Source organism: Prevotella scopos JCM 17725 (genome assembly GCF_018127785.1).
In the GTDB taxonomy this organism is placed as follows: Bacteria; Bacteroidota; Bacteroidia; order Bacteroidales; family Bacteroidaceae; genus Prevotella; species Prevotella scopos.
On the sequence record NZ_CP072389.1, the window covers coordinates 167478 to 189844 of the forward strand.

Genomic DNA, 22367 nt, shown 5'->3' on the forward strand with positions numbered 1-22367 from the left:
GGAAGATAATTATGAAAATAATAAGATTTTTGATTGTGGCAGTCGTCGTAGTCTTGGCAGTCGCATGTTCAAATGATGATGTAGATACAGCTAATTCAATATTCCCTAAAAAAGAGGATACAATTGAGAAAACTGATTTCGATAAGTGGTTGCGTAAGAACTTTGCTGACCCATATAACATCAGATTCCATTATCTCTATGTAGATCAGAATAGCGATATGGGCTATAATGTCAGCCCTGCTGATATTAAGAAGTCAATCGCATTGGCAAAGATTATCAAGCACGTATGGCTTGATGCCTACACTGAGTTGATGGGTGAGAAATTCCTTAAAGAGCATTGTTTCCGCGAGTTCCAGCTGATCGGTTCTGCACAGCATAAGGCAGATGGTTCCATTGTGCTCGGTTTTGCTGAAGGCGGTATTCGTGTAAACCTCTTCCAGGTAAATAACCTTGATCCTACGAATCTTTACATTGAGCAGACGTCACCTTATAGTTCTTCTAATGCATTCGACTTGAATCGTGCTTACTTCCATACGATGCATCATGAGTTTGCACACATTCTTAGTCAGTTGAAGGATTATTCTACAGAGTTTAGAGGTATCTCAGCTGGTAAATACCACACTGCTGACTGGGTAAACGTAAAGGATGAGGATGCAGGTAAAGAAGGCTTCGTAACGGGTTATGCTAGTAGCGAGTATAATGAGGACTTTGCAGAGGTATTCTCTTGCTATGTCACAGATACTGATGCAATGTGGCAGAAGCGTTTGGCGCAAGCCGTGACAGCTGCAAATGGAGATGAGAGCGGTAAGAAAGCTATTCTTGCAAAGTTGAGTATCATTCGTAATTACCTCAAAGACTCATGGGGTGTTGACATCGATAAGCTCCGCACCATCGTGTTGCGTCGTGCTGGCGAAGTAAGTACACTGGATTTGGAAACATTAAATTAAGCTATAGATTATGAAAAAGATACATCATATTTTGTTTGCTTTGACAGCGCTCTTCCTTGCGGCTTCATGTACGCCAGAGGTGGAGAATGCTTTTGACAAACCATCGGCTGAACGAATTGCCGACGCTATCAAGACGACGAAGGATATTCTCGTAGCTGCACCAAACGGCTGGAAGATGGATTATCAAGGCGCTGGCGGATTCGGAGGTTATAACATCCTCTGTAAGTTCGATGATAAAGATAATGTTACTTGCGAAGAGGAAACGCAACATGTCACTAGCACTTCACACTATCGTGTGGCACAGGGACAGGGTGTGTTGCTCTCTTTCGACTCTTTCAATGCGGCTCTTCATAAGTATTCTGACCCTGTTGGTAATCTCAACGGCGTGAAGGTTGGAAAGGACGGAAAAGGCTTCGAAGGTGACTTTGAGTTTCGTGTTATGTCATGTACTAAGGATAGTATTATCTTGGAGGGACGCAAGCATGGTGATCGTGTAGTGATGACGCCTATGCCTGAAAGTATCACATGGGATAACTTCTTCACTGAGTTGACATCTACCATCAACGCAATGTATGCTGAACAGTATAACATTGTGATTGGTAATGATACTATTCCTGCTAAGATGAAGTTCCATTCGCTTTATGCAACGAATTCTGAGGGTAAGGAAGTTGTCATTCCATTCATCTATACAACGAAGGGCATCACTATCCTTAATGATAAAAAGTTGAATGGTAAGAAGCTCACTTCATTTACTTATTCTTCTGATGATAAATGGCTCGATGAGAGTGATAAAACTATCATAATGGCTCCTCGTGCTATGGCTCCTATTGATGCATTGTTCGTTGATGACTGGACAATCAATGTTGGTCATAGTAGTGCTGCTGAAATGGCAATTTGGAAGACGGCAGCTGCTTATGCAGCTAGTCAGAACATGCCTTATACTACATTCTTTTTTAGTTCAAAGCCTGGCTTCTTAAGTTTGTCTGAGTATGCGACAAATGGTTGGGGCGATTTAAGAACACTCTATACTACTAGTGGTACTGACCAAGTTACCATCAAGGGTTTCAAACCTAATGTCAAGGGTAGTGCTGATGAGAAGAATGGTGCCTTATATTATGCAAATTACAAGTTGAACGAGATTGCTAATACCTTCCTCGTTGACGGAAATCCTACTACTTACACGTTGACTATCAACGATGTTAAGCATCCTACGTCATTACGTATGACCTGTAATAGCAATAGTAACATTAGCTTCGTCTTTGATAGAGGCGTTTGGCGTGTTGATTTCTAATGTGTTTTTAATAACAGAACGAAACAAATAAACACCTTCAGTCTATATTCATGTACATTTTAATTTTGAGTACATCGAGTTAAGTCTGAATATGTTACAAATGGTGATAAGAGCCATATTAAATACCTCCTGTAGGTGTTTGATATGGCTCTTTTCGGGTGTTGGGTGAAAGGTGTCGGGTGTTAATGGTTACCTTTGTACGCACCCTTTCTCTGTGTGCTATAATATCTGAGAATTACTTCTCATTCATATTTCGGAAGTACCTAAAGTTGGGCTCAAAGAATACAGGGACCTTTATGGTAAGGCTCTGTCGCTTATTGTTCCTTAGGCACCTCCATGCTGAGCTTACCTCTGCACTCACCATATCTCCGTGTACCATTTCTTTAAAGTTCTGAACTCACGAGATACAACCCATTCTGTATATTTCGGCAGTAACAGAAAAGTATCTAAATCAATTAGCTACTTTGTTCTATATAAATTCATAAACATATTTTCCTGTCATTCCTGTCATTCGCAGTAGATACTTAATCTATTATAATACAGCAAGATACGTGAAATGTTAAAAATGACAGCAAATTAGAATTAACCCAAGTTTAACCCCCACTTTCGCCTATTCCTGGCAGTCATCGTACTTTCCTCGTTTTTCTTATGGGCTCTGTGTCCTACAAATTTTATTCTTTTTGAATGGTGAGTGTTTTAAGTTCAACTTATCGTATATCTGTTTTGCTTGCTTCGAAGGACTACTACATTGGCGCATCTCGATGTTCTCACCTAATGGATTCTTCCCTTTTGTTGTGACGAGCTTCTGGGTGCTCATACGTCGTACAATCTCGGTCCAGTAACAGGATTCTCCTTCTCGTTTTAATTGACAGCGGATGGTGTTTACCACCCAATAGGCTAATAAACCGAAGAAGAGGTGTGCGTCGCTTCGCTCATCTTTCTGATGATAGATAGGACGGAGGTTGAGGTCATTCTTTAGTTGCCTGTTCGTGCATTCTATCTCACGAATGAGATTGTAGTATTCCCATGTCACACGCTCATCAAGTGTCCTGATATTGCTGCGGAGGAAGTAGACTCCGTGACCGGACTCCATTGCAGAGAGGTCTTTTATCTCCCAGTCTACGCGCAGCATCTGCTTGGGTTTCTTCTCATCTTTTATGTAGCTTATCTGATAGAACTTCGCTATAGATGGGTACTTCTGTATGGCACGTCCTGTACGTTCAACAACCTTTTCATAGGTTTTTGTTCCACCTTTCTTGGAGATTCCATCGTTTATTCTCTTCAGTTCCATCTCAAAACGCTCTCTCTAGACCCTGTTCATAGACGACTCTGTCATAGCTTTCGAAGGAGATGTTATTTCGAGATAATAATCCTTGTCATCTTCTGTCTTAACCTCTTTCAGCGTTATTTTCTGCCGACGGGCATCCATTACCGTAACACTCTTGTTATCATCACTGAGCGTATAGTCCTTCATCTTTGTACGGGATACGCAGAGATAATTGTAACCTTTTCTTTTGATCAGCTCCAAGTTCTCTTCCGTGGCAACACCTGCATCCATGACAACGAGCGTATCTTTTGTCCGTGATGGATTCCTCTTTGCTAACGTATCAATCATATTGGGCAGAGACTTAGGGTCTGCTGTATTACCCTCCAAGATAGAAGAATAACGTATAAAACCTTCTTTATTGATACATAGTGCAAGTACAAGTAGCTTACAGTCAGAGCGTTTTTCTTTTGATCGGCCGAACTTGGCCTTGTTGCTGTTACGCTTGCTGCCCTCGAAATAGAAGTTGGTTAAGTCGAAGAGCATCAACTTGTTGTCTATATTAAAGAGATCGTCAGTAACGTTGCACAGATGACGCTCTAACTGTTCCTTTAGTTCATATAATTTGTCAGTGACTTTATACAGAGAATTGATTCCTGGTGTCCAGCCAGGAACTCCACTATAAAGTTCACCAGCAGCCGAGTTATCACGCAAATAATAATAAGACGAACGTTCAGAAACAGCATATACTGTGCGAACAATCAATGCTGACAAAGCTGTGTGTATTGTATTCTCCGTCCAGCCGTTTTTGCGCAGGAAACCCTCTAATTGCAGTTTGTCTATCGTCTGCTTGCAGAGCCACTCAGCACCGACATTCCTTGCGTCAGTATATTTTGCCGTCTCAAGGTCAACGTAGTTCTCATATTTTCTCAGCGACTTCTGCTCTTCCTTGTTAAACCTATCAATTCCACCTTCGTTCTCCATACGGCTCCACCATTCGTCAGCCTTTACCTGTTCAATAGGAGTAAGTCCGTCAAGATGTTCCTTGAAAAGCGAGGGTGTACTTCTGTTTTTGAAGCGTTCGGTAAGTGCGTATGCAATTTTTCGAACCTGTACGGCTGTAAGTGAAGGCTCGAACCCGATGTTCAACAGAATTAGCGAATGTACATGACCCTGCACGTCACGATATGACTCCTTAATGCGATAATAAGGAGCCATGTCGCCTGTTGCAGGGTTGAATCGTGTCTGTACATTTGCGTGCATGAGTGCAAAGTAACAAAATAATTTTGATATGACGGTGTCCTACAAATCAGATTTTACTCCTCGTTACAATACCCTATGCTTGATTATCAGTTATTTATGAAATTGATACTACACAAAACATCCCGAAAATTTATGAAAAATATTTTTGCCGGTTAAACTTGGGTTAAACTTTTTCTAAGACAGAATGATATTGGAACAGATTTTTCAATGGCGTATTTTATATCGTGCAACTGCACGATTTAGTAATTATGAAATAGATTCCACACCCCTCCTGCGAAGTTGGGGGGCAGGAAACAATTTGCTTAAGACTGTAGAGGATTCCCCCCTAACCTATTAGAGTATCTCTGTAATCACTCTTCTTGGATTTAATAAATATAGATGTTTTGTGTATTATTTATGTATAAAATAGTAATAAATAAGCCTTATTTTAAGTGGAAGTGTAATTTATAACACTAAAAGATTGTTGCTTTTATAAATATTATTTAATTTTGTACCCCCATAAGGAGTAATTAGGGAATTTCAGTTAATTCACTCCTGAACCTGCCAAGAGCATCCAAAAACTGGATTCTTTTTCTTGGAAAAGTTGGCTCTATAACGAATCGTGTAGGTTGTGTGTTGATATTCTGCACGTGTGGTGCTGGTGCTTAGCACATGTGGTGCGGATGGTATGCACCACATGTGCGAAGGGTTAACACCATTGCAGTATATGGATGGGTAGGGATTTAATGTGAGTTAAGCATATTAAAATGAAGGTCAATCTGGAATTGTGTCTAGTTGGAGGCTATACCTTTCAACAATATTTTAGGCTCTATGACGAATTAACCACACGATTCGTTATAGAGCCTTTTAAGTTGCTGTCATTTTTAATATTTCATGCATCTTTCTGAATTATAACAGGTTAATCGCCTTTGATAAATGATAGGAGTGATAGGAACTTAGATTTATGAGTTGTCTGGGAAAACTAAAACAGCTAATTGTTATAAACTTCTTCTCTTCGCGAATATTTTACACCTGTTATTTATGAATTATCTTTACAATATAACTACTTGCATTGTTATAATAGGCGTGAAAATGACTAAATTTCACGCCTTTGTAAGTTTGTGATAATGAAGTGGTTATGAGGTGTGTTCTAAAAGGTGCTCTTCAAGGACCTAAAAGGGCGTTAGTTAGGTCCTTGAAGGGCACCTTTTGCAAGCTTGGAGGGCGTTCATTGCAAGCTAAAAGGGCATCAATGAAAATTTAGCTTATGAATTATTATTACAAAATAGCGGGTGTGAAGGTTCTCTATCTGCTATTGTGAGATTAATAACTGATATCAATGGAAGTAGGGTAAACTCTGTAGGGGTCGAAGTATTCGGTACAGCTGTTAATCATGTCACGAAGGTTTGCTTGAACGTTTTTACGAAGGCGTTCCTTGCCATTTACGATGACAGTCACTGGTTTGTTTAAGTCTATAAGTTCGTTGTTCAGATAGATACGCAGTTGTCCGCCCTTGGCTTTCTTGTAGCTACGGTTGAACCTCATTTCGATTCCCCAGTTTTTGTCCTTCTCAACAGCGGTATATTCCACCTCTTTAATATTAATCGTTACTACGTTGTTATGGATATTCATTTCATAGAAAGTGCGATTTTCAGACGGAGAGGTGAGTACTTGAAGGTTGTAGAAGCCCGAGCGATGACGACCATCCATCTCATAATCTTCCCAGAGCACAGTCTTAGGATATGGGTTGCGGACGAACTTTTTCAGCCATGGGGTAGTGAGGTCATATTTAATATGATGCTGCATACCTGGCAGGAGGTTAATACGGTGCTGGAAGAGTGGATGCTTGTCGGCATCGAGAGGGCGTGCGAGTTGTGCCGAGTCGAAAGCCACTTGCGTGTAATAGGTCAAGGTGTTGCGATAGAAACCTGTATCGTCAGCGCCTGTAAGGAATGAAAAACCAATGTTGGCACAGTTCTCAACGGGTGCATTTTTCAATGGTTCGCCACCCGCCATTGGACCCGCAGCTGCCCAATAATCAGCATAGAACGAGGCAAGACGTTGACTGCCATAGCCACCTTCTGATATTCCAAAGATGTAGATGCGGTTGGCATCCACCTTACCATCGACACAGGCTTGACGAATGAGTTTCTCCCAAGCAAACTGCTTAGCTACCTGCCACCAACGATAGTAATCGCCTTCGTTAGGAATTTGCGGAATGAAATAGAGTGAAGGATCATCTTGAAATCTGTTGCCTAAGATAAGCCCAGTGGACCATTCTTGTGCTTTAGGACCTGAGCCATGCAAGTAAAGGAACAACGGAAGTTTTCCTGCTGCGCTTCCCTTTAAACCATAGTAGTAAGGCATGACGGCATCCTTTTCCAATGCTTCAGGTAAATTCCACGAAGCTTTTACGCCCTTCTGTAGGTCTTCAGGCTTCGCAAGTTTCTGTTCATTCAACTCACGATTCGCGTCACACCATGCCGCCCATACCATCTTTTGGTTTTGAGCAATATCTTTGCGTTTTATCAGTTGTTGTATATCTGTAGTATAAATCTTGTTACGTTGAAAGGCATCTTTGCTCTGCTGCTCCTCATTCTGCTTCATTTTAAGCGTTTGAAGAAAGTAGTTTTTCACTTTCTCTTGCATATTACTTCCCTGTGCATGCACATTGTCAGCAATAGTAGAGAGTGCGAGCGTTAAACTCACAGTTACGATAAAGTTGTTGATATGCTTCATTGTTTGTCTTTGTGTCTTTAATCTATTTGTTGGGTTTAATCCTTTAAATGATTTAGTTTTGCAGACAAAGGTAAGCATTTTTAGAGAATTGTGCAAGAGCCTCACCCCCAACCCCTCTCCGAATGGAGAGGGGAGTAGTCACCGATATACCCTACAAGATGGATTGGTATTATAGATTTGTATAATACATTTTAATATCTTTTATAGGGATATCACGGTAATCACTCCCCTCTCCATTCGGAGAGGGGCTGGGGGTGAGGCTTTATTAGAATCCACCGCCTGATGGTGGAGGACCTAAAGGACGTCCACCGCCAAAGCCTTTCTTTCCATCTGGACGTGGAGCCATTCCAGGCCCATTGCGGTCGAAGTCAGGACCATCCTTTGGCTTTGACATAGCATTCTTACCACCAAAGAGATTCAGGCGATAAGTGGCACGCAGCATAATATAGCTGTTGATGCTATTGTATTCTGTGTCTGTACGACTCATTGAGTTGATGACACGTGAGAGATTGCTCTGTTGATGTAAGATGTCATAGAACTGCAAACTGAATGTCAGTGCGTTACTCTTCAACATACTCTGTGAGATTTGCGCATTCCAAAGTAGTTCGTCCGTATTCAGAGCGGCATCATTATATCCACGACGGCTGTTCTGGTGAAGGTCCGTGGAGATACTCATGTTCCAAGGAAGGTTAAGACTCAGTGTTCCACCGTATGCAAACTGCCAAGTACGCAGGTTGTTAACACTCTGCAGGTTGTTTTTTGTGTTTGTGTAGTCAACAGAACCATCCAACTCGAGCTCTAACCAAGAAGTACGATAGCTGGCAGCAAGTCGTTCTCCAAAGGTCAATGACTTTGTTATATTCTTCTCTAAGTTGCTTGTTCTGTTTAGTTGCAGATAGCTGACATAGCGGTTGAAGTTTGCACGGGTGAAAGTATGGAGGTTCCACACACCGGCTGAGTCGATACTTGTATTGTACATCAATCCTGCATCGGCATCCCAGTTACCATTCACATTCACTGGTTGTACGGTACGTGCGCCGGTAGTAGCGTCGTAGGTCACACTATTGCCGATAGCATTTCGTGTCGTTGAGAAGTTTGCAAAAGTCATCAATGCTTGTGAGTGACTCTGCTTAAAGGTATTATAGAACAAACGGAAGTTATTGGTGAAGGCCGGCTTCAGACCTGGGTTACCAACTGCGATGTTCTGTGGGTCAGTGTTATCGACAATACTTAGCAACTGACTCATCGTAGGCTGAGTTATCGAACCCTTATAATTGATACGCAGATTGCTTTGTTCGCTAAACTTATAGCGGAAGTCGAAGGTAGGACTCCAGTTGAAGACAGTACGTGTCGTGTCAACATGAACACTGAGATAATCCTGCATATAGGTAGAGTGCTGTGGTTGGAACATTACACCCACGTTCATCTTCCACTTGTCACGAATCATTCGCATCATTACCTGCATGTCGTGTGTATAAGTGCGATACTCAGAGTAACGACTCAAGTTATTATCGAGGTAACTTGCCAAAGGATTTGTCAACAACCCGAGGTAGTTATCCCATGAGCGGTAAGCTGGTTGCAGACTACCGAAGGTTCCTGATGGCATTGCAGAGAGGTCGTAGGTGTCACGATCGCTCTTTGAGAAGCCATACTTAAACTGATAGCTGAATTGCAGATAAGTTTTGCGAGCAATCGGTTCGCTGTAAGTTGCCTGCAAAGCATAGTCCCAGCTCTTTGTTGGCATGAGGTTGTAACGATAAGCCCTATAAGTAGAGTCGTTCCCGAGTGCATCCCGTAATTGGAAATACTGAATGTCTTGTGTTGAGAATGTCTTTGAATCGGAGTCGCTATAGTTGCCATCTACACGTAAGGTAACATTTCGTCCGTTGCTGGAGAGCTTGCGATTTACCTGTAACATAGCACCCAAAGCAGTGGTGTTGCCATAGCTGATGGTCATGTTACGTTGTGTATTCACCATTAACCCTAATGCTTTCAGCTGTGCGATAGAGGTTGTTGACAAAGGGTCGTCAACAGTTTCGTAAGGGTCAGCGTTATAGGAAGCAGATGAACTAACGACTTGTCCATCGTTCTTTGAAAGTCTGAAGTTCGGACGGAACATGATATTCCACACCGAGTCAGGACGCCACTCTAAGCGGAAACGACCATCCCAAGAGTTTGTCCTCGTGTATTCTTGTGCCAGTCGATTTGCAAACGAACCCTGTTGTGCTACGAAGTTTTCGCTTGACACGCGTGAGTTCAAGTCGCCATTAGAGTGGTTCCAACGCACACTACCATCCCATTGCAACGTTGTCCCGTTGTCATAATTCATGTTCAAACCTACCATCTTCGTTGCGTTCAAACCCTGTCGTACGCCACCGAAGCCACCACGTGGACCACCACCGAAGCCCATGTCGTTGACATTATTGGCTGAGGCAAAGCCCATCATGCGGAATTTACTATTGAAGAAGGCACCCATTGCCTTCTCAGAGTAGCGGCCCTTTGTTCCGATACCCAAGTCAATGTTTGAGAATAAACCCTTGTTCATTCCCGCCTTGATGCCAAAGTCGAGTACGGTTGACTCGTTGCCATCATCTATACCCGTCACACGCGTCAAGTCGCTCTTCTGGTCGTAAGACTTGATGGTCTGCACGATTGACGTTGGGAGATTCTTCATAGCAGTCTTGGTATCGCCCACCATGAATTCTTTTCCATCAACAAGAATCTTCTTAACTTCCTTACCATTGATTTTTATCGTTCCGTCGCTTGACACTTCCGCACCAGGCAATCGCTTCACAAGGGCTTCAATGGTTGAACCTTCTGGCACGCGATAAGCCGAAGCATTATACTGAAAGGTGTCTGCCTTCACGACAACTTTCGGCGCACTTGCCGTAACTTTTACCTCTTTCAGTGTATGAGAATCCACTTGGAATTCTAACTGACCTACTGAGACGTCTTGCTCATTGGCAATCGTGATGTTTTGAAAAATAGTCTTGTAACCAACATATGATGCTTTCAAAATAAATCGGCCGTTTGTAGGAGCGGTAACCTTAAAGCTTCCCGCTTCATCTGACGTTGCGCCAACAACATAGCTACTGTCCTGCTTCAACAGCTGAACAACAGCAAATGGCACTTTCTCCTTTAGTTCTGCATCATAGAGCGTTCCCGTAACGGTTCTGTTCTGTGCCAGCATTGTAACAGCACTGGTCAGCAAAAGAACAAATGTCAACAGTCTTTTTACCATAAGTTTATTGTTAATTTCTAAATCTTGTCGTTGAACGATATGTATGACGAAGAGAAAGTGAAAAGGTTTAATGCAGGTTAATATTTTATTGAGAAAATATTTTAAGGTGCTTATATGTAAGAGGGATTTGGAGTCTAAGGAGGAATATTCTTTGTCCTTTTGTGGTGCAGAAGTTATTTGATAGTAAACAACTTGCAAACATTGCACATGGCTGGAGTGAAGTGCGCAAAAACATTGGTCTGACTATTAAAGTGTGTGAAATAACTATGTGTTTTTATGTTTGTGTAGAAAGAAAAGGCGTATTTTTGTATTGAACTTTAAAGAGGGAAAGCCTATGAGACAGAATATTATTATATCAAAACAGTTCAAGAGTGAATTGGCTACAGCCATCTCGGAATGTGAGAAGGATAAGATTTTTGTACTCGTTGATGAAACGACACACGAGAAGTGCTGGAATCTTATCAAGGATGACTTCTGTCTGAGAAATGCACAAGTGATTACGATTGGCACGACTGATAGTAGTAAAACGCTTGAAACGTTGGCTTCTGTATGGGAAGCATTGCAGCAGGGAGGTGCTACGCGCCACTCACTGTTGATAAACCTTGGGGGGGGGATGGTGACCGACCTCGGTGGTTTTGCGGCTTCAACTTTCAAGCGGGGTATCAACTTTATTAATATCCCAACGACGTTGCTTGCGATGGTAGATGCCAGTGTGGGCGGTAAGACGGGTGTGAACTTTGGTGGATTGAAGAATGAAATTGGCGTGTTTAGTGAGGCGGATGCAGTCCTGCTGAACACTGAATGGCTTAAAACCTTAGATGATGAAAACATACGCAGCGGTTATGCAGAGATGTTGAAGCATGGATTGATCGCTGATGAAGCCATGTGGGCAGAGTTGATAAACTTTAATCTTGCTCAGCCAGATTTACAGCAGTTGAGTGGAATGCTTGGCAAGAGTGTGAAGATAAAGGAACGTATTGTAGAGGCAGACCCGTATGAAAAAGGTTTGAGGAAGGCATTGAACCTCGGTCATACCTTCGGTCATGCGTTTGAGTCATGGGCATTAGAGAAGAGTCCTATTCTTCATGGTTATGCAGTAGCCTTCGGCTTGATAGCTGAGCTTTATCTGTCAGTAGTGAAGGCTGATTTTCCAACCGACCGTATGCGCCAGACCATCAACTTCATTCGTGAATATTATGGCACATTACCTATAACATGTAATGATTATCCACGGCTCATTGATCTCATGCATCATGACAAGAAGAATTGTGGTAATGAAATCAATGTCACGCTTTTAGGTGGTGTGGGTGATATCCGTATCAACCAGTCTGTTAGTGAGGATGAAGTTAAGGAAGCCCTTGATTTTGTGAGGGAAGCGTAAACCCTTTGAACTTTGAGGTTTGAACTTTGAGGTTTGAACTTTATGATTTGGGTTAAACCTTTGACCCTTATCCTTAACTATTTATCAAGTTCATCATACCCCACTTTAATCTATTTGGGCTCCCCTCCTTTCGGAGGGGCTGGGGGAGGCTTCCCTACACTCCCTCTTCCTCTGCCTTCTCCAACTCACTCTTTGGTTGTTGTTGTGGTTGGTCGCTTGGAGTATCAAGTTCTGTAGCCTTGTTGATTCGCATACGGCTCATCTTATCGATGGTCACATCCAAGGGAACATACTCATCGCTCTTAGGGTCAGGTGAGCCAACACTTGCACCAAAGTAAAGTTTGTCGCCTTCTGCACGGTCAAACATGAAGCCAAGAAGTGCGCCATTCTTACCATATTGGTTATCAGTAAATTCTCTGAAATCATCCTTCGTGAGTGTTCGGTCATAGAAAGATGAGCCATCATGGCGGAGAATCTGCACTTGAAACTTATTATCGTAGTATTTACGTCCGTCTTCATCACTGACGACAGTCAACGACTTATCTGCAAAACGATGAATGCGAATCGTGTAAGTGCTTCCCATCCATTCAACCTTCTTTTCATATTTGAATTCAGTCATTGATTGTGGACCTTTCGGCACTTTTGGTTTCGGTGCTATCTTCGTGATAATATCGTTTGATTTCTTTTCTTGCTTGCAGGCTGTGATACCAAAAACGCACAAGCCTATAACCAATAGATGTAATACTTTTCTTGTCATAATACGTTATTCTTGTACGCAAAAGTACGGATTTTCTTTGAACCCTGCAAATGTGTGGTCTAAAAGATAGTTTCGCCGGCGGCGCAATGAGAGTCATGGCTCAGGGCATTAAATGAGATTTGTACACAGAACCCTTCGCAAATATCAACAGCTACTTGCACCGAAAGTGTTAAGCTATAATCCCATGATGATAGAACTATAAGATTGGTGCGGGGTATGAACACGGATGGTGCGGAGGCCCCACACGGACTGTGCGGAGCCTCCGCACGATGCCTATTAAGCCTTTGTTGTTTTTTAGTCGATGGTAATAATAAAAAAAGGATGCACGTGTGTGCATCCTTATGAGATTCTGTTTGAAAATCAATAAGTTACATTGTAATTTGTTTTTGGAAGTATCGTAAGATGCTCTCAGGGGATGACCTCTTATATACGCTCCTTAATCAGCTTGAATACACTCCTTAATCAACTTGATAAAATTCTCTTCGCCCAATCCTGAACGCTCAGAAGCTGTACGAACAGTAGCCTTCTTAAGAATCAACTTACCCAATGGGGTGTTCAACATCTTGAAAGAGGGATAGCGAGAAGCAAGTTCCTTCTTCAGATTTGGATAGGCTGTAAAGAGGTCTTTCAGACGGGTATCAGGAGTAATCTCTATTGGCGCATCTGATTGAGCAGCTGTTGACTCCTCGCCTTCTTTGTCTGATGACGTGGTGTCTTTAGCCTCCTCCGTATCTTTTCCTGCCCAAGTTAGTAAGGTTTGCGAACCTGTCAACTCACGGATATGTGTACAATCCTGCATCATCTCCAGGACACCACGGAAGCGACCCTGTGCATCGCGTACTGCGAAATAGACGATGTAGATAAACACTTCTGGCTTGTTAATCCAGAACTCAGCCTTGTCTTGTTCGCCACTGCGGAACTTCTCAACGATTTCCTCAACGATATGAACACTCTTGCGTGGATGGCAGTTAGATACCTGACGGCCAATGACATTCTTTGAGCGTGGGAAGACGCGATGGTCGGTATCAGAATAGAATTTCACCAACTCGTTTTCATCTACGAATGAGATGTCAACAGGCAGATGCTTATAGATAAGGTTTATCTGCTCTAAGGTCAGCTTACCTGTTGCCACATCCAGTTCCTGCTGTGGCCCTGCTGAGTAACCATACTTGCTGAGCAATGCTTGGAGGTCTTCTGCAAATCCTTGTTGTGGTGCTGATTGTTGATTGTTGGGTGTTGATGGAGTATCCACTTTGAAGAAGGCAAAACCAATCTCTTGATCGCCTGACTTCATATCCTCAAACTCGTCTGCAGAGATAAGAGCGTAAGAAGTAGGGTAGAGAATGGTCTCTTCTTTTTCCATCAGGTCGCGTGCATAGGCAATGAGTTCGCCTTGTGCTTTGATGAAAGCCTCTTCATCGCCAGCTTCAAGAAGACGCTGTGACTCCTTAATCTTGTCACGAACGATATCGTCGAAGTTCCACATCGTTGTTGTTGGTCGGTCAAAGCCTTTCTTCTCCAAAAGTGGATAGAGCTGGTTCTGCTTACGCTGGTAGTGGATAGGATATTGACTTATCTGGTCATAGAGTTCTAACCACTGATTCTTAATGACAGGATATTGCATCAAGTCTTCAACTGCAAGTAGCAGTCGGCGCATCTCGTCATTCTCCTTGTAATAATGTGCCAGTGGATGGTCTTCAGGAACATCAGGACGGCTGTAATCCATAAAGCCTTCAACGAGTTCGATTATCTTGCGCATGTCAGCACGAATACACTCGTCGTCTTCGCGCGATTTCATATTTTGTTCGATGAAAGCAAGGTGATAAGGACGAATCTTTCCAACCTTTGTCTTCATCACTTCGCGTGCCTCTTCTAGTGAGAGCTGACCTGTTTCGTACTTTTCTTCAAGCTCAAGCATTGCCTGCATTTTCTCCATCTCGATTGCTGGGAGAAAGTCTTTCATCTTATTTGTCATAACTTTGTTACTGATTTTATTATTTCTGATGCAAAGGTACTGTGTTCTTGGGAAATAGGAGGATAACAAATGTTACCTATTAAAGTTAAATAATGATAATTTGTTACTTATGTTACTGTGATGGTTTAGTCTGATTAATGTTTTCCATCCTATCACTTTATGTTGATGAATCAAGGCTATATGACGAGAGTGAGCCGTTAACGCTCAAAGTTTCAAAAAAATGGGGATGTGATCATTTGTCACATCCCCTAATTGTTTGAGTTATTTAATTATCAGCTTCTTACCATTGACGAGGTAAACGCCCTTGGCAAGGCCTTTTAGGCTTGAAATACCTTTGGCTACACAAGTACCATTCAGACTATAAACGTCGAAGGTGGCTGTGTCAGCTTTTTCTAATGTGTTAATGCCATTCGCTGCAGATTTAATGGTTAGGACCGCAGTTGAATAGTCGAACTTATAGTTCTTAGCTTCAGCATTGCTCACTGTAATCGTATATGTACCAGGCACGTTGTAATCAGTAACCTTTTTGCCATCCTTATCTGTGATAATGAAGGTAGGCTCTTTCGCCAGTGTGATTGACGTCTCATCATTCTGTAAACTATCAATAGTATATTCGAATGAAGGAGTCTGTCCAACCTCGATGGTCACATCTTTTGCATGCATCTTTGCCGTTGCTTTGTTTACGATAAGATAACCATTGGCAAATTCTACCTGTTCTTCGGTTATTGTTCCTCGTGTTACGACAATGGCATACTTACCTACAGGCGATGTCTTTGTAGCCTCGCATGATAGTTCCGGCGTACCTTCAACATAATCGCCCTTGAGTTGCCAACCAAGTTGTGGATTCTCGCTTCCGTATGTACGAATTACATTACGAGCCTTAATGGTTGTACCAAACTCTACAATGTCGAAATTCTTCCACTGCGCATTGCGCTTATAGAGGTTTTTCGTTCCAGAAGGAATCTGGAGCTTTATTTCACTCTTGTTGATGTCGGTAAAGGCATTGCGTCCTAATGATGGAACTACTTTTGCATAGAGACGGATAACACCGAGAGCGTTATTACTAGAGAAGACCTCATCGCCAATGGCTGTAATGGTGTTAGGGAGACTAATCGTTGATAATCTACTACATCCAGAGAAGCCATAGTTGTGAATCTTCGTGATGCCCTTTGCTACATTGTAGTTGCCCTTGTTGTTTGGTAAAACGGCGATAAGTTCCTTTGAATCCTTTGTCATCAAGGCATGACCATCAAAGACATAGTTCTTGTCATCACCTGTTGGAATACTTATTTCTTCGAGTCGAAGTACTCTTCCAAACGCACCATCACCGATAGCAGTGATTGTCTTCGGCAGGATAAGATTACGAATTGACCTACAATTGAAGAAGGCACGCTCAGGAATCTCATTGTCAGTTGTTGTCAGCTGACGCTTTTCATCAGCAAGATAAGGCTCACCGCCACTTACGATAACAGCATCGCCAAGGTCGAGTGAGGTAAGTATGCTGCGCTGGACAGTTCCGTCAGGGTTGTTACCTGCCATTTGACGGATAGTGCGGAGGTCGGTTGAGTTAATTTTTCCATTGACTTTCAATGATGTTATTTTACTCTTTATAGAGTCAACAATGAGTTCATTGAGTGTTCCAGGTTTTTCGACGTTGACAGTCTCCTCAAGAGGAGTTGTTTTCTCTCCCTCAATACCGATAATCATATCTTGGTGTTCAGAGAATTGATACGACTTAGGGTTGAGTAGGGCAATGTCATAGTATCCATCTCCAGAACCTTCCCATCCCCAGTTGATCCAAACCTTACCTGTCTCATCATATCCACTGAGAACGAAGGCGTGTCCACCATTCTTTTTGTCATTACCTCCATAGAAGATAGCACGACGCTCATTGATCTCATTATATATGATGTCCATCCATGCTTCTTCAGTGTATTTACGGCGTATCAACATCTGAGTCGTCTCTGGATAGCCAAAGTTTCGTCTGAGTCCTTGAGCCGCATTCTCGGTGTAGGCTCCTGATCCATCCGTAGCATAGTTCATGTCGGCAGCAACACCACAATCCAGCATCAACCTAGCAACAGCATTGCCTTGTTCCTTTGTGTAGCGTCCTTTGTAACTATCAAGCATGTTTGCATAGTCATAAAAACTCTCTTCATAGTTGACGGTCACTAGTTTCTTTGTGCCATCAGCTTGTTTTACGTAAACAGAATGGGTCCCAATACCTTTCTCTGGCCACTTGTTATAATACACAATCTGTGCCAAAGCGGTGGCAACACAACCTGTTACGGTACGTCCTGTACTACCATAGCCCTGCCATGTGCCAGTACCTGACGTTGTTCCTTCAGGACAGAGGTTGTTGTAAGGTCTCTCTTGTCCCCATTGAGAAGAAATTAATGAAGGGATTTTAGCTTCATACTTACTTTGGTCAGGGGCAATCATAGTACGTGGCTTGCCTGACTTTACCACGCCATTGATAGCTTCTTCTGCAGCTGCTAGATGCCACTTTAAGCCATCATTGTTTGTTTGTTTGTCGAATGTAGAACTTGAATAGCCAATGATGTCCGGTAGGAGATCGTCGTTACTAACAATGACGAAACCACCATTGTCATACCCCATGACTGTAAAAGCTTTGTTTGCGAGGAGGGCTCTGGGCTCTCCCGTGTTTGCACTTGCCATCGATAATGATGGAGTTTGTTTGAAGAACTTGGCTGCTACAGCTCTGATCACTGCTTTTGATCTAGGTGCTGCCGTTATCGTTAGTGCTGCTATGAATGTAAATAGCAGTGCTAGGAATAATCGTTTTTTGAAAGTCATAAAAATGATAGATTATTGGTTTATGCTGGCTTTACGTCATCAGTATATCGAGAGATTTACTTTATCTTGTGACGAGACCAGTTTTCCACTTGCTTAATATTAAAGGAGAAGGATACGGAACCGCAACCCTTCAGAGGGTTTCGGTTCCGTTAGTGTCAATCCTTTTTATGGACTGCGTTCAGTTCATTATTTAATGATTCTCTTTTGACCATTGATGATATAGATACCCTTAACCAATGATTTCAGGGTCTTAGCATCTTTAAGAAGTAGTTTACCATCAATAGTGTAAACATCATAGAGAATCTCACCATTAGCGCCTATCTTCTCGATGGCTGTTACAACAAGTTGGATAGGTTCAGACTCTGCACCGTCAGCATAAACAGCTGTAACGCTGTAATTATGGTCTTTTCCGTCAGAAACTAAATCAGCACTTTCCAGTTTGACACTATTTGCGAGGTATTCACCATCACAATAGATGTTGTAAGAAACAGGTCCTGTGCTACCCTCGTAAGTAATGTCGTCAATCATGAAGATGAAAGCCTGGTCTTTAGAAGTGTTGTGATGTATAGCGAAGTACCTTGTTCCTTCTGGTACATCAAATTTCACTTCTGTCCATGTAGCAGTACTCTGCTCGTGTGTTTCACCCATCTTCTGGAAGCTTGCCTTCTGGTTGTCAGTGCTTGACACGAGCACATCGAAGCTCTCCTTGCCATACGACTTATCTGATGAATTAACGTTGTTAACCCAGAGACTGATGGTCTGTGCTTTACCAGAAAGCATTGGTGAGATGAGCCAGTTGCTTGAAGAGGTAAGTTTCTTGTCTGCACCTACCTGATAAATAGCTACAAGTGACTTGGCACCAGAGTGTGGGTCGAGGCCCTGACCAGTCTTAAAGATGTCAGCAGGCTGCCAGTCCATGAATGCAAACTGCTCACCTTGGTGGTGATAAGCGCCATCCTTAGCAAGTGGGGCAGCGAATCCATGGTCTTCATCAATGGTTGTCCAGTTACCGAATGATGTGCTCCAAGGTTCATAACTCTCAAAGTCGTCAGTTACTTGTTCAGTCTTTGAATTAGGAGCGTCCCACTTTAGTTTAAGCTTGTTGGCGTCAACCTTTTCACTTGTGAGGTTCTGTGGTGCAAGTACGTCAGCTGCCTTGCAGTTGATGATTGCTTCAGACTCATTATTCTCTGTGTCGAGGTCTTCATCAAGTGTTACTGTAGCCTTCACGTTAAGTGTCTCTGACTTGTCAAGTGTGGTTGTTCTATAATCAATATTATACTCCTTCTTGTCAAGCAGGTTGAGGCCGTCAATATTATCTTCCTTAATAAGCTTACCATTAACAGTGAGTTCGAGCTTGGCATTCTTTAGTTCGTCGAGTCCAATGTTTGTGACCTTGACGTTGATGTTTGCCATCTGTCCCTTTATGACGTTTTCTGTTGCTGTTACTTCAACAGCTGCATCATTCTGTAATGGGTCAACGATGTTGATGTTGTCCATGTAAACAGGGACCTTTGTAATGGAATCTGCTTTACCAATGATACGCAAGAAGACAAATTCTTCGGTCGTCAGGTCGGTAGGAACATCTACGATGAAGCTCTTCCATTGACCATTTGTAGTAGTAACATTAGCCTTTTCGCTACTCCAAACAGGGTCAGTTACTTCACCATTCTTCTTAGCAAAGCGTAATTCAACCTTTTGTTGAGCATTTTCGTCAGCGCGATAGTAGAATATCAGCTTTGGTTCGTCAGCTCCACGGAGACTGATCTTACCTGTCACCAGTGCGGATGTTCCAGGTTGTGAAGGATTGAAGACGATAGCTCCATTGTCATTGTCAGAAGATACATCCTTGGTAAGGCCCCATGTTGTGCTGTTGTTTGGACGCTCTAAGCCTATGAACTGACCTTCGATAGAACCATTCTTGAAGCTGTTGTGGAATGGTAATGTGTAAGGCTTACCGATGATGAAACCACCAACTGCCCAACTACTTTCGCCAGCTTCATTAGATGCCTTGATAGCCCAGTATTTATAGGTCTGGTCACCTTCATTTGTCTTAAGACCTTGAACGGTGTATTCCGTCTTACCCTTAAACTTAGCAAGCTCTTCGCCAAGTTCGCCCCCGTCAGTGACATCATTTACCTGATAAGTCACCTCTGCAGGAATAATAACACCATCATGACTACCAGTAGGAACGTCCCACTTAAGTAAAGCTGATGATACGAGGTCGGTTGCTGCAATCTTACCCAACTTAGGAACGTCCTGTCCAACATATACTGATACGTTTGCTTTCAAACCAAAGTCAGCATCGTTGTAGGCAATAACTTCGTAGTTGTTCATACCCTGAACAGCTGCCTCATCGACAACTTCCTGCTCACTACCTGGAGTTGGATTTACAATTTCCTTAACAAGACGATTTTCGTTAAGAACAACAATCTTTGTAATGTTCGTCAAATCGGATTTGTCAACTGCCTTTGACGGAGCTTTGAACCTCAGTGTGGCTTTCAGTGCACCTGTAGGGTCAGCTGTAGCGGTGAGATTCTGAACTGTTTCTGGAGCTTTCTCGTCAGCTGCAACCTCAATTGATAGGTTGTCGAGGAAGATAGAGAACATGTTAGGATCTGATATTCCGTGGAAGCCAACATAAAAGTTTCCATCTGAAGTAGCCTTTATCTGGCCTGTAAAGGTCTTATAAGTGCTACTATTCAGTACGGTTTTAGGAAGCAACTCACCCGTCATTGCTTCTGCTGTGTTGTTTGTTCCCCACTTTACTTCTAAGCGTTCTGGATAAGTAGCGCCACCAACAGCCATCGCCTGGAATGAAACGTTGTAAGTCTTACCCGGCTTCATGTGAATTGGAGGAGTTATCAACCAATCGTCACCATGGTTCTTAGGATCATATTTGCACTTAAAGACTCCGCCCTTGGCATCACTCCAATACCATGTGCTATTGTCATTATTAGCATCGATAATGGTGTAGATCAAAGAGCTTTCCTTCGTTGCGAAGTCATCGCTGAATGGAACCTCAATGGCATTACCATAAATCTCTCCATTGGTAGTAGCTATAGCACTCTTCTTTGTTGAGTTGATAGCTTGTACAGAATAAGAGTAAGAAGAGAGTTTACCCTTGGTAATTGTTTCGCTGAATGTTGTATCTGTCTGGCCTGTAGAAACTTTTTCAGATTGTCCACCTATGTTGCGGAAGACATCATAAGTAAGTTGACCAATGTAGCCGTTGTGTACACCTTCCTTAGGAGCTTCCCATGTTACGGTTGCTTTGCCATCTTTGTCAAGTGTCAACTGCAGATTCTCTACCTCTTCTGGGCTGTCATTTCCAATGTACATAGAAAGTTTTGCACGTGGACTCTCACCAGCCTCATTGCTGAGAATAATGATGAAGTTTGTTACACCTTCATCTACTGTTAAATCGGTGGAAACTTCTTTTCCAGCTTCAGCTGTACCCTTAGAAACTTCAGTACTGTTAACATAAATGGTGTAATTAACATTACCTGTTAACGCACTACCATCGAATTTCTTTGTAGGTACATTGAACTTCAGTTTACCTGTGACTGCACCTGTTGCGAATTCAGCTTTTAACTCTTCAGCTGCTGCAGGAGCGCCGCTAGCAGTAGCTTTGGCAGGGAAGGTAAGAGCCATAAGTGTAAGTGGTGTTGGATAGCTACCAACTGGTGTTACATGACCTGTTGCGAGATCGACGGTGTAAAGTTCAAACTTGCCATCTTTATCCGTAGATGCCCAGTAGAACTCATTCGTTCGGCTATCAAATTCACCACTCTGATGATAATAACGACCTTCATCATCGGTGAGATTTATGCCTGTTGAACCCTTCAATGTCTCGGTACCTGTCTTACGATCAATCTGATAGAGGTCGCCTTCTTTACTGATACCATAGGCATATCCATCATTGGCAATACCGAGTGCTACATACGTATGTGCTGCAGGAGCGATCGTTGTACGGACTAGATTTTTGTAATCAATTACACCCCACTCGAAGCTATCAAGATTTGCTGTGTAGAATTCACCGAAGATTTCACCTGTCTTTGGGTCGTTAGCTGTTTCTAAAGCAAGGAGTGAAAAGTCGCTAGAATAACCTGGCTCTTCTGTTAGTTGCCAGTTTGTTGTGTTGAAAGCAAAGTGCTTTAGAAGAATAATACCAAGTTGTGACAAACTGGTATCAAGGAACATACCATGGAGTTCGTTGTCAACCATGCCACTTCCTCCATTAAAGTTGGCTTGCGTGTAGTTTATCAATTGCTCAAAATTGATAGGTTCTACTGGATGGAAGGAGAACATACCACCCAAGTCTTTTGATACAATATTTCCCCACATGGCTAGTTCGGGATTTACTGTAGCTATGTTCTTCGTAACTTTCGGACGAATCGTTGTCATAGGAGTGAAGAACGGTGATGGTGTTTCCATGGAAAGTGTTTTCCCCAGGAGTTTAGGGTAGGCCTTGAGCTGGTCTAACTTTTGCTGCTCTGTCTCCTGTGTGATTTGTGACTTGGTAATGAGTAGTGACCTCTTACCCTCTTGTTTCACTTGTGCGGAAACTTGCAATACTGCCATGGTTGCAGTGAAAATTGCAATAAGTTTAGTAAATCTTTTGCTCATTCTTACATGGTTTTAATTAGGGATATTCAGAATTTTTCTAACTAATTGTTTGTCAGTGTAATATATTATTTGTACCTTTACATA

Annotated in this window: 9 protein-coding genes and 1 pseudogene; 3 read left to right on the top strand and 7 right to left on the bottom strand. The window is 42.5% G+C overall.

All coding sequences use genetic code 11. The annotated features are described in order from the left end of the window. The first annotated feature begins 11 nt into the window (after positions 1-11). Positions 12-947, top strand: a complete 936-nt coding sequence (locus tag J4856_RS00660) for a zinc-binding metallopeptidase (RefSeq protein ID WP_025839592.1) — start codon at positions 12-14, stop codon at positions 945-947. A gap of 10 nt (positions 948-957) precedes the next feature. Continuing rightward, positions 958-2238: a DUF4302 domain-containing protein gene (locus J4856_RS00665; protein WP_025839594.1), complete on the top strand. Its 1281-nt coding sequence runs from the start codon at positions 958-960 to the stop codon at positions 2236-2238. Between the two features lie 646 nt (positions 2239-2884). On the opposite strand, the pseudogene J4856_RS13420 reads toward J4856_RS00665, so the two are convergent. The 3 genes and pseudogenes from J4856_RS13420 to J4856_RS00680 form a co-directional block, all read right to left on the bottom strand. Then, positions 2885-4765: pseudogene (locus J4856_RS13420) on the bottom strand (IS1634 family transposase). Between the two features lie 1302 nt (positions 4766-6067). Continuing rightward, on the bottom strand, positions 6068-7483 hold the full coding sequence (locus J4856_RS00675) for a carboxylesterase family protein (protein ID WP_025839832.1): 1416 nt from the start codon (positions 7481-7483) through the stop codon (positions 6068-6070). A gap of 265 nt (positions 7484-7748) precedes the next feature. Beyond that, complete coding sequence (locus J4856_RS00680; RefSeq protein WP_065367995.1) at positions 7749-10724, bottom strand: TonB-dependent receptor; 2976 nt, start codon at positions 10722-10724, stop codon at positions 7749-7751. Between the two features lie 334 nt (positions 10725-11058). Between J4856_RS00680 and aroB the strand changes: the two genes are divergently transcribed. Then, entirely contained in the window at positions 11059-12105 is a 1047-nt protein-coding gene (gene aroB / locus J4856_RS00685) for a 3-dehydroquinate synthase (protein WP_025839831.1), read from the top strand. Between the two features lie 154 nt (positions 12106-12259). Here the strand turns inward: aroB and J4856_RS00690 are convergent, their stop codons facing one another. From J4856_RS00690 to J4856_RS00705, 4 genes are all read right to left on the bottom strand, one after another. Then, on the bottom strand, positions 12260-12862 hold the full coding sequence (locus J4856_RS00690) for a DUF4738 domain-containing protein (RefSeq protein WP_025839830.1): 603 nt from the start codon (positions 12860-12862) through the stop codon (positions 12260-12262). A gap of 436 nt (positions 12863-13298) precedes the next feature. Continuing rightward, the gene (locus J4856_RS00695) at positions 13299-14837 is read right to left on the bottom strand and encodes a DUF438 domain-containing protein (protein WP_025839829.1); all 1539 of its coding nucleotides are present in this window, start codon (positions 14835-14837) and stop codon (positions 13299-13301) included. Between the two features lie 261 nt (positions 14838-15098). Beyond that, positions 15099-17654, bottom strand: coding sequence for a C10 family peptidase (locus J4856_RS00700; RefSeq protein WP_025839828.1), 2556 nt, complete (start codon positions 17652-17654; stop codon positions 15099-15101). A gap of 186 nt (positions 17655-17840) precedes the next feature. Further along, positions 17841-22283 (bottom strand): choice-of-anchor J domain-containing protein, encoded by a 4443-nt coding sequence (locus tag J4856_RS00705; protein ID WP_025839827.1) that lies wholly within the window; start codon positions 22281-22283, stop codon positions 17841-17843. Positions 22284-22367 lie beyond the last annotated feature (84 nt).

What these genes read in the sequence shown, in the direction of transcription:
- J4856_RS00660 (WP_025839592.1), top strand. Translation starts at nt 12, where the DNA reads ATGAAAATAATAAGATTTTTGATTGTGGCAGTCGTCGTAGTCTTGGCA.
- J4856_RS00665 (WP_025839594.1), top strand. Translation starts at nt 958, where the DNA reads ATGAAAAAGATACATCATATTTTGTTTGCTTTGACAGCGCTCTTCCTT.
- J4856_RS00675 (WP_025839832.1), bottom strand. Translation starts at nt 7,483, where the DNA reads ATGAAGCATATCAACAACTTTATCGTAACTGTGAGTTTAACGCTCGCA.
- J4856_RS00680 (WP_065367995.1), bottom strand. Translation starts at nt 10,724, where the DNA reads ATGGTAAAAAGACTGTTGACATTTGTTCTTTTGCTGACCAGTGCTGTT.
- aroB (WP_025839831.1), top strand. Translation starts at nt 11,059, where the DNA reads ATGAGACAGAATATTATTATATCAAAACAGTTCAAGAGTGAATTGGCT.
- J4856_RS00690 (WP_025839830.1), bottom strand. Translation starts at nt 12,862, where the DNA reads ATGACAAGAAAAGTATTACATCTATTGGTTATAGGCTTGTGCGTTTTT.
- J4856_RS00695 (WP_025839829.1), bottom strand. Translation starts at nt 14,837, where the DNA reads ATGACAAATAAGATGAAAGACTTTCTCCCAGCAATCGAGATGGAGAAA.
- J4856_RS00700 (WP_025839828.1), bottom strand. Translation starts at nt 17,654, where the DNA reads ATGACTTTCAAAAAACGATTATTCCTAGCACTGCTATTTACATTCATA.
- J4856_RS00705 (WP_025839827.1), bottom strand. Translation starts at nt 22,283, where the DNA reads ATGAGCAAAAGATTTACTAAACTTATTGCAATTTTCACTGCAACCATG.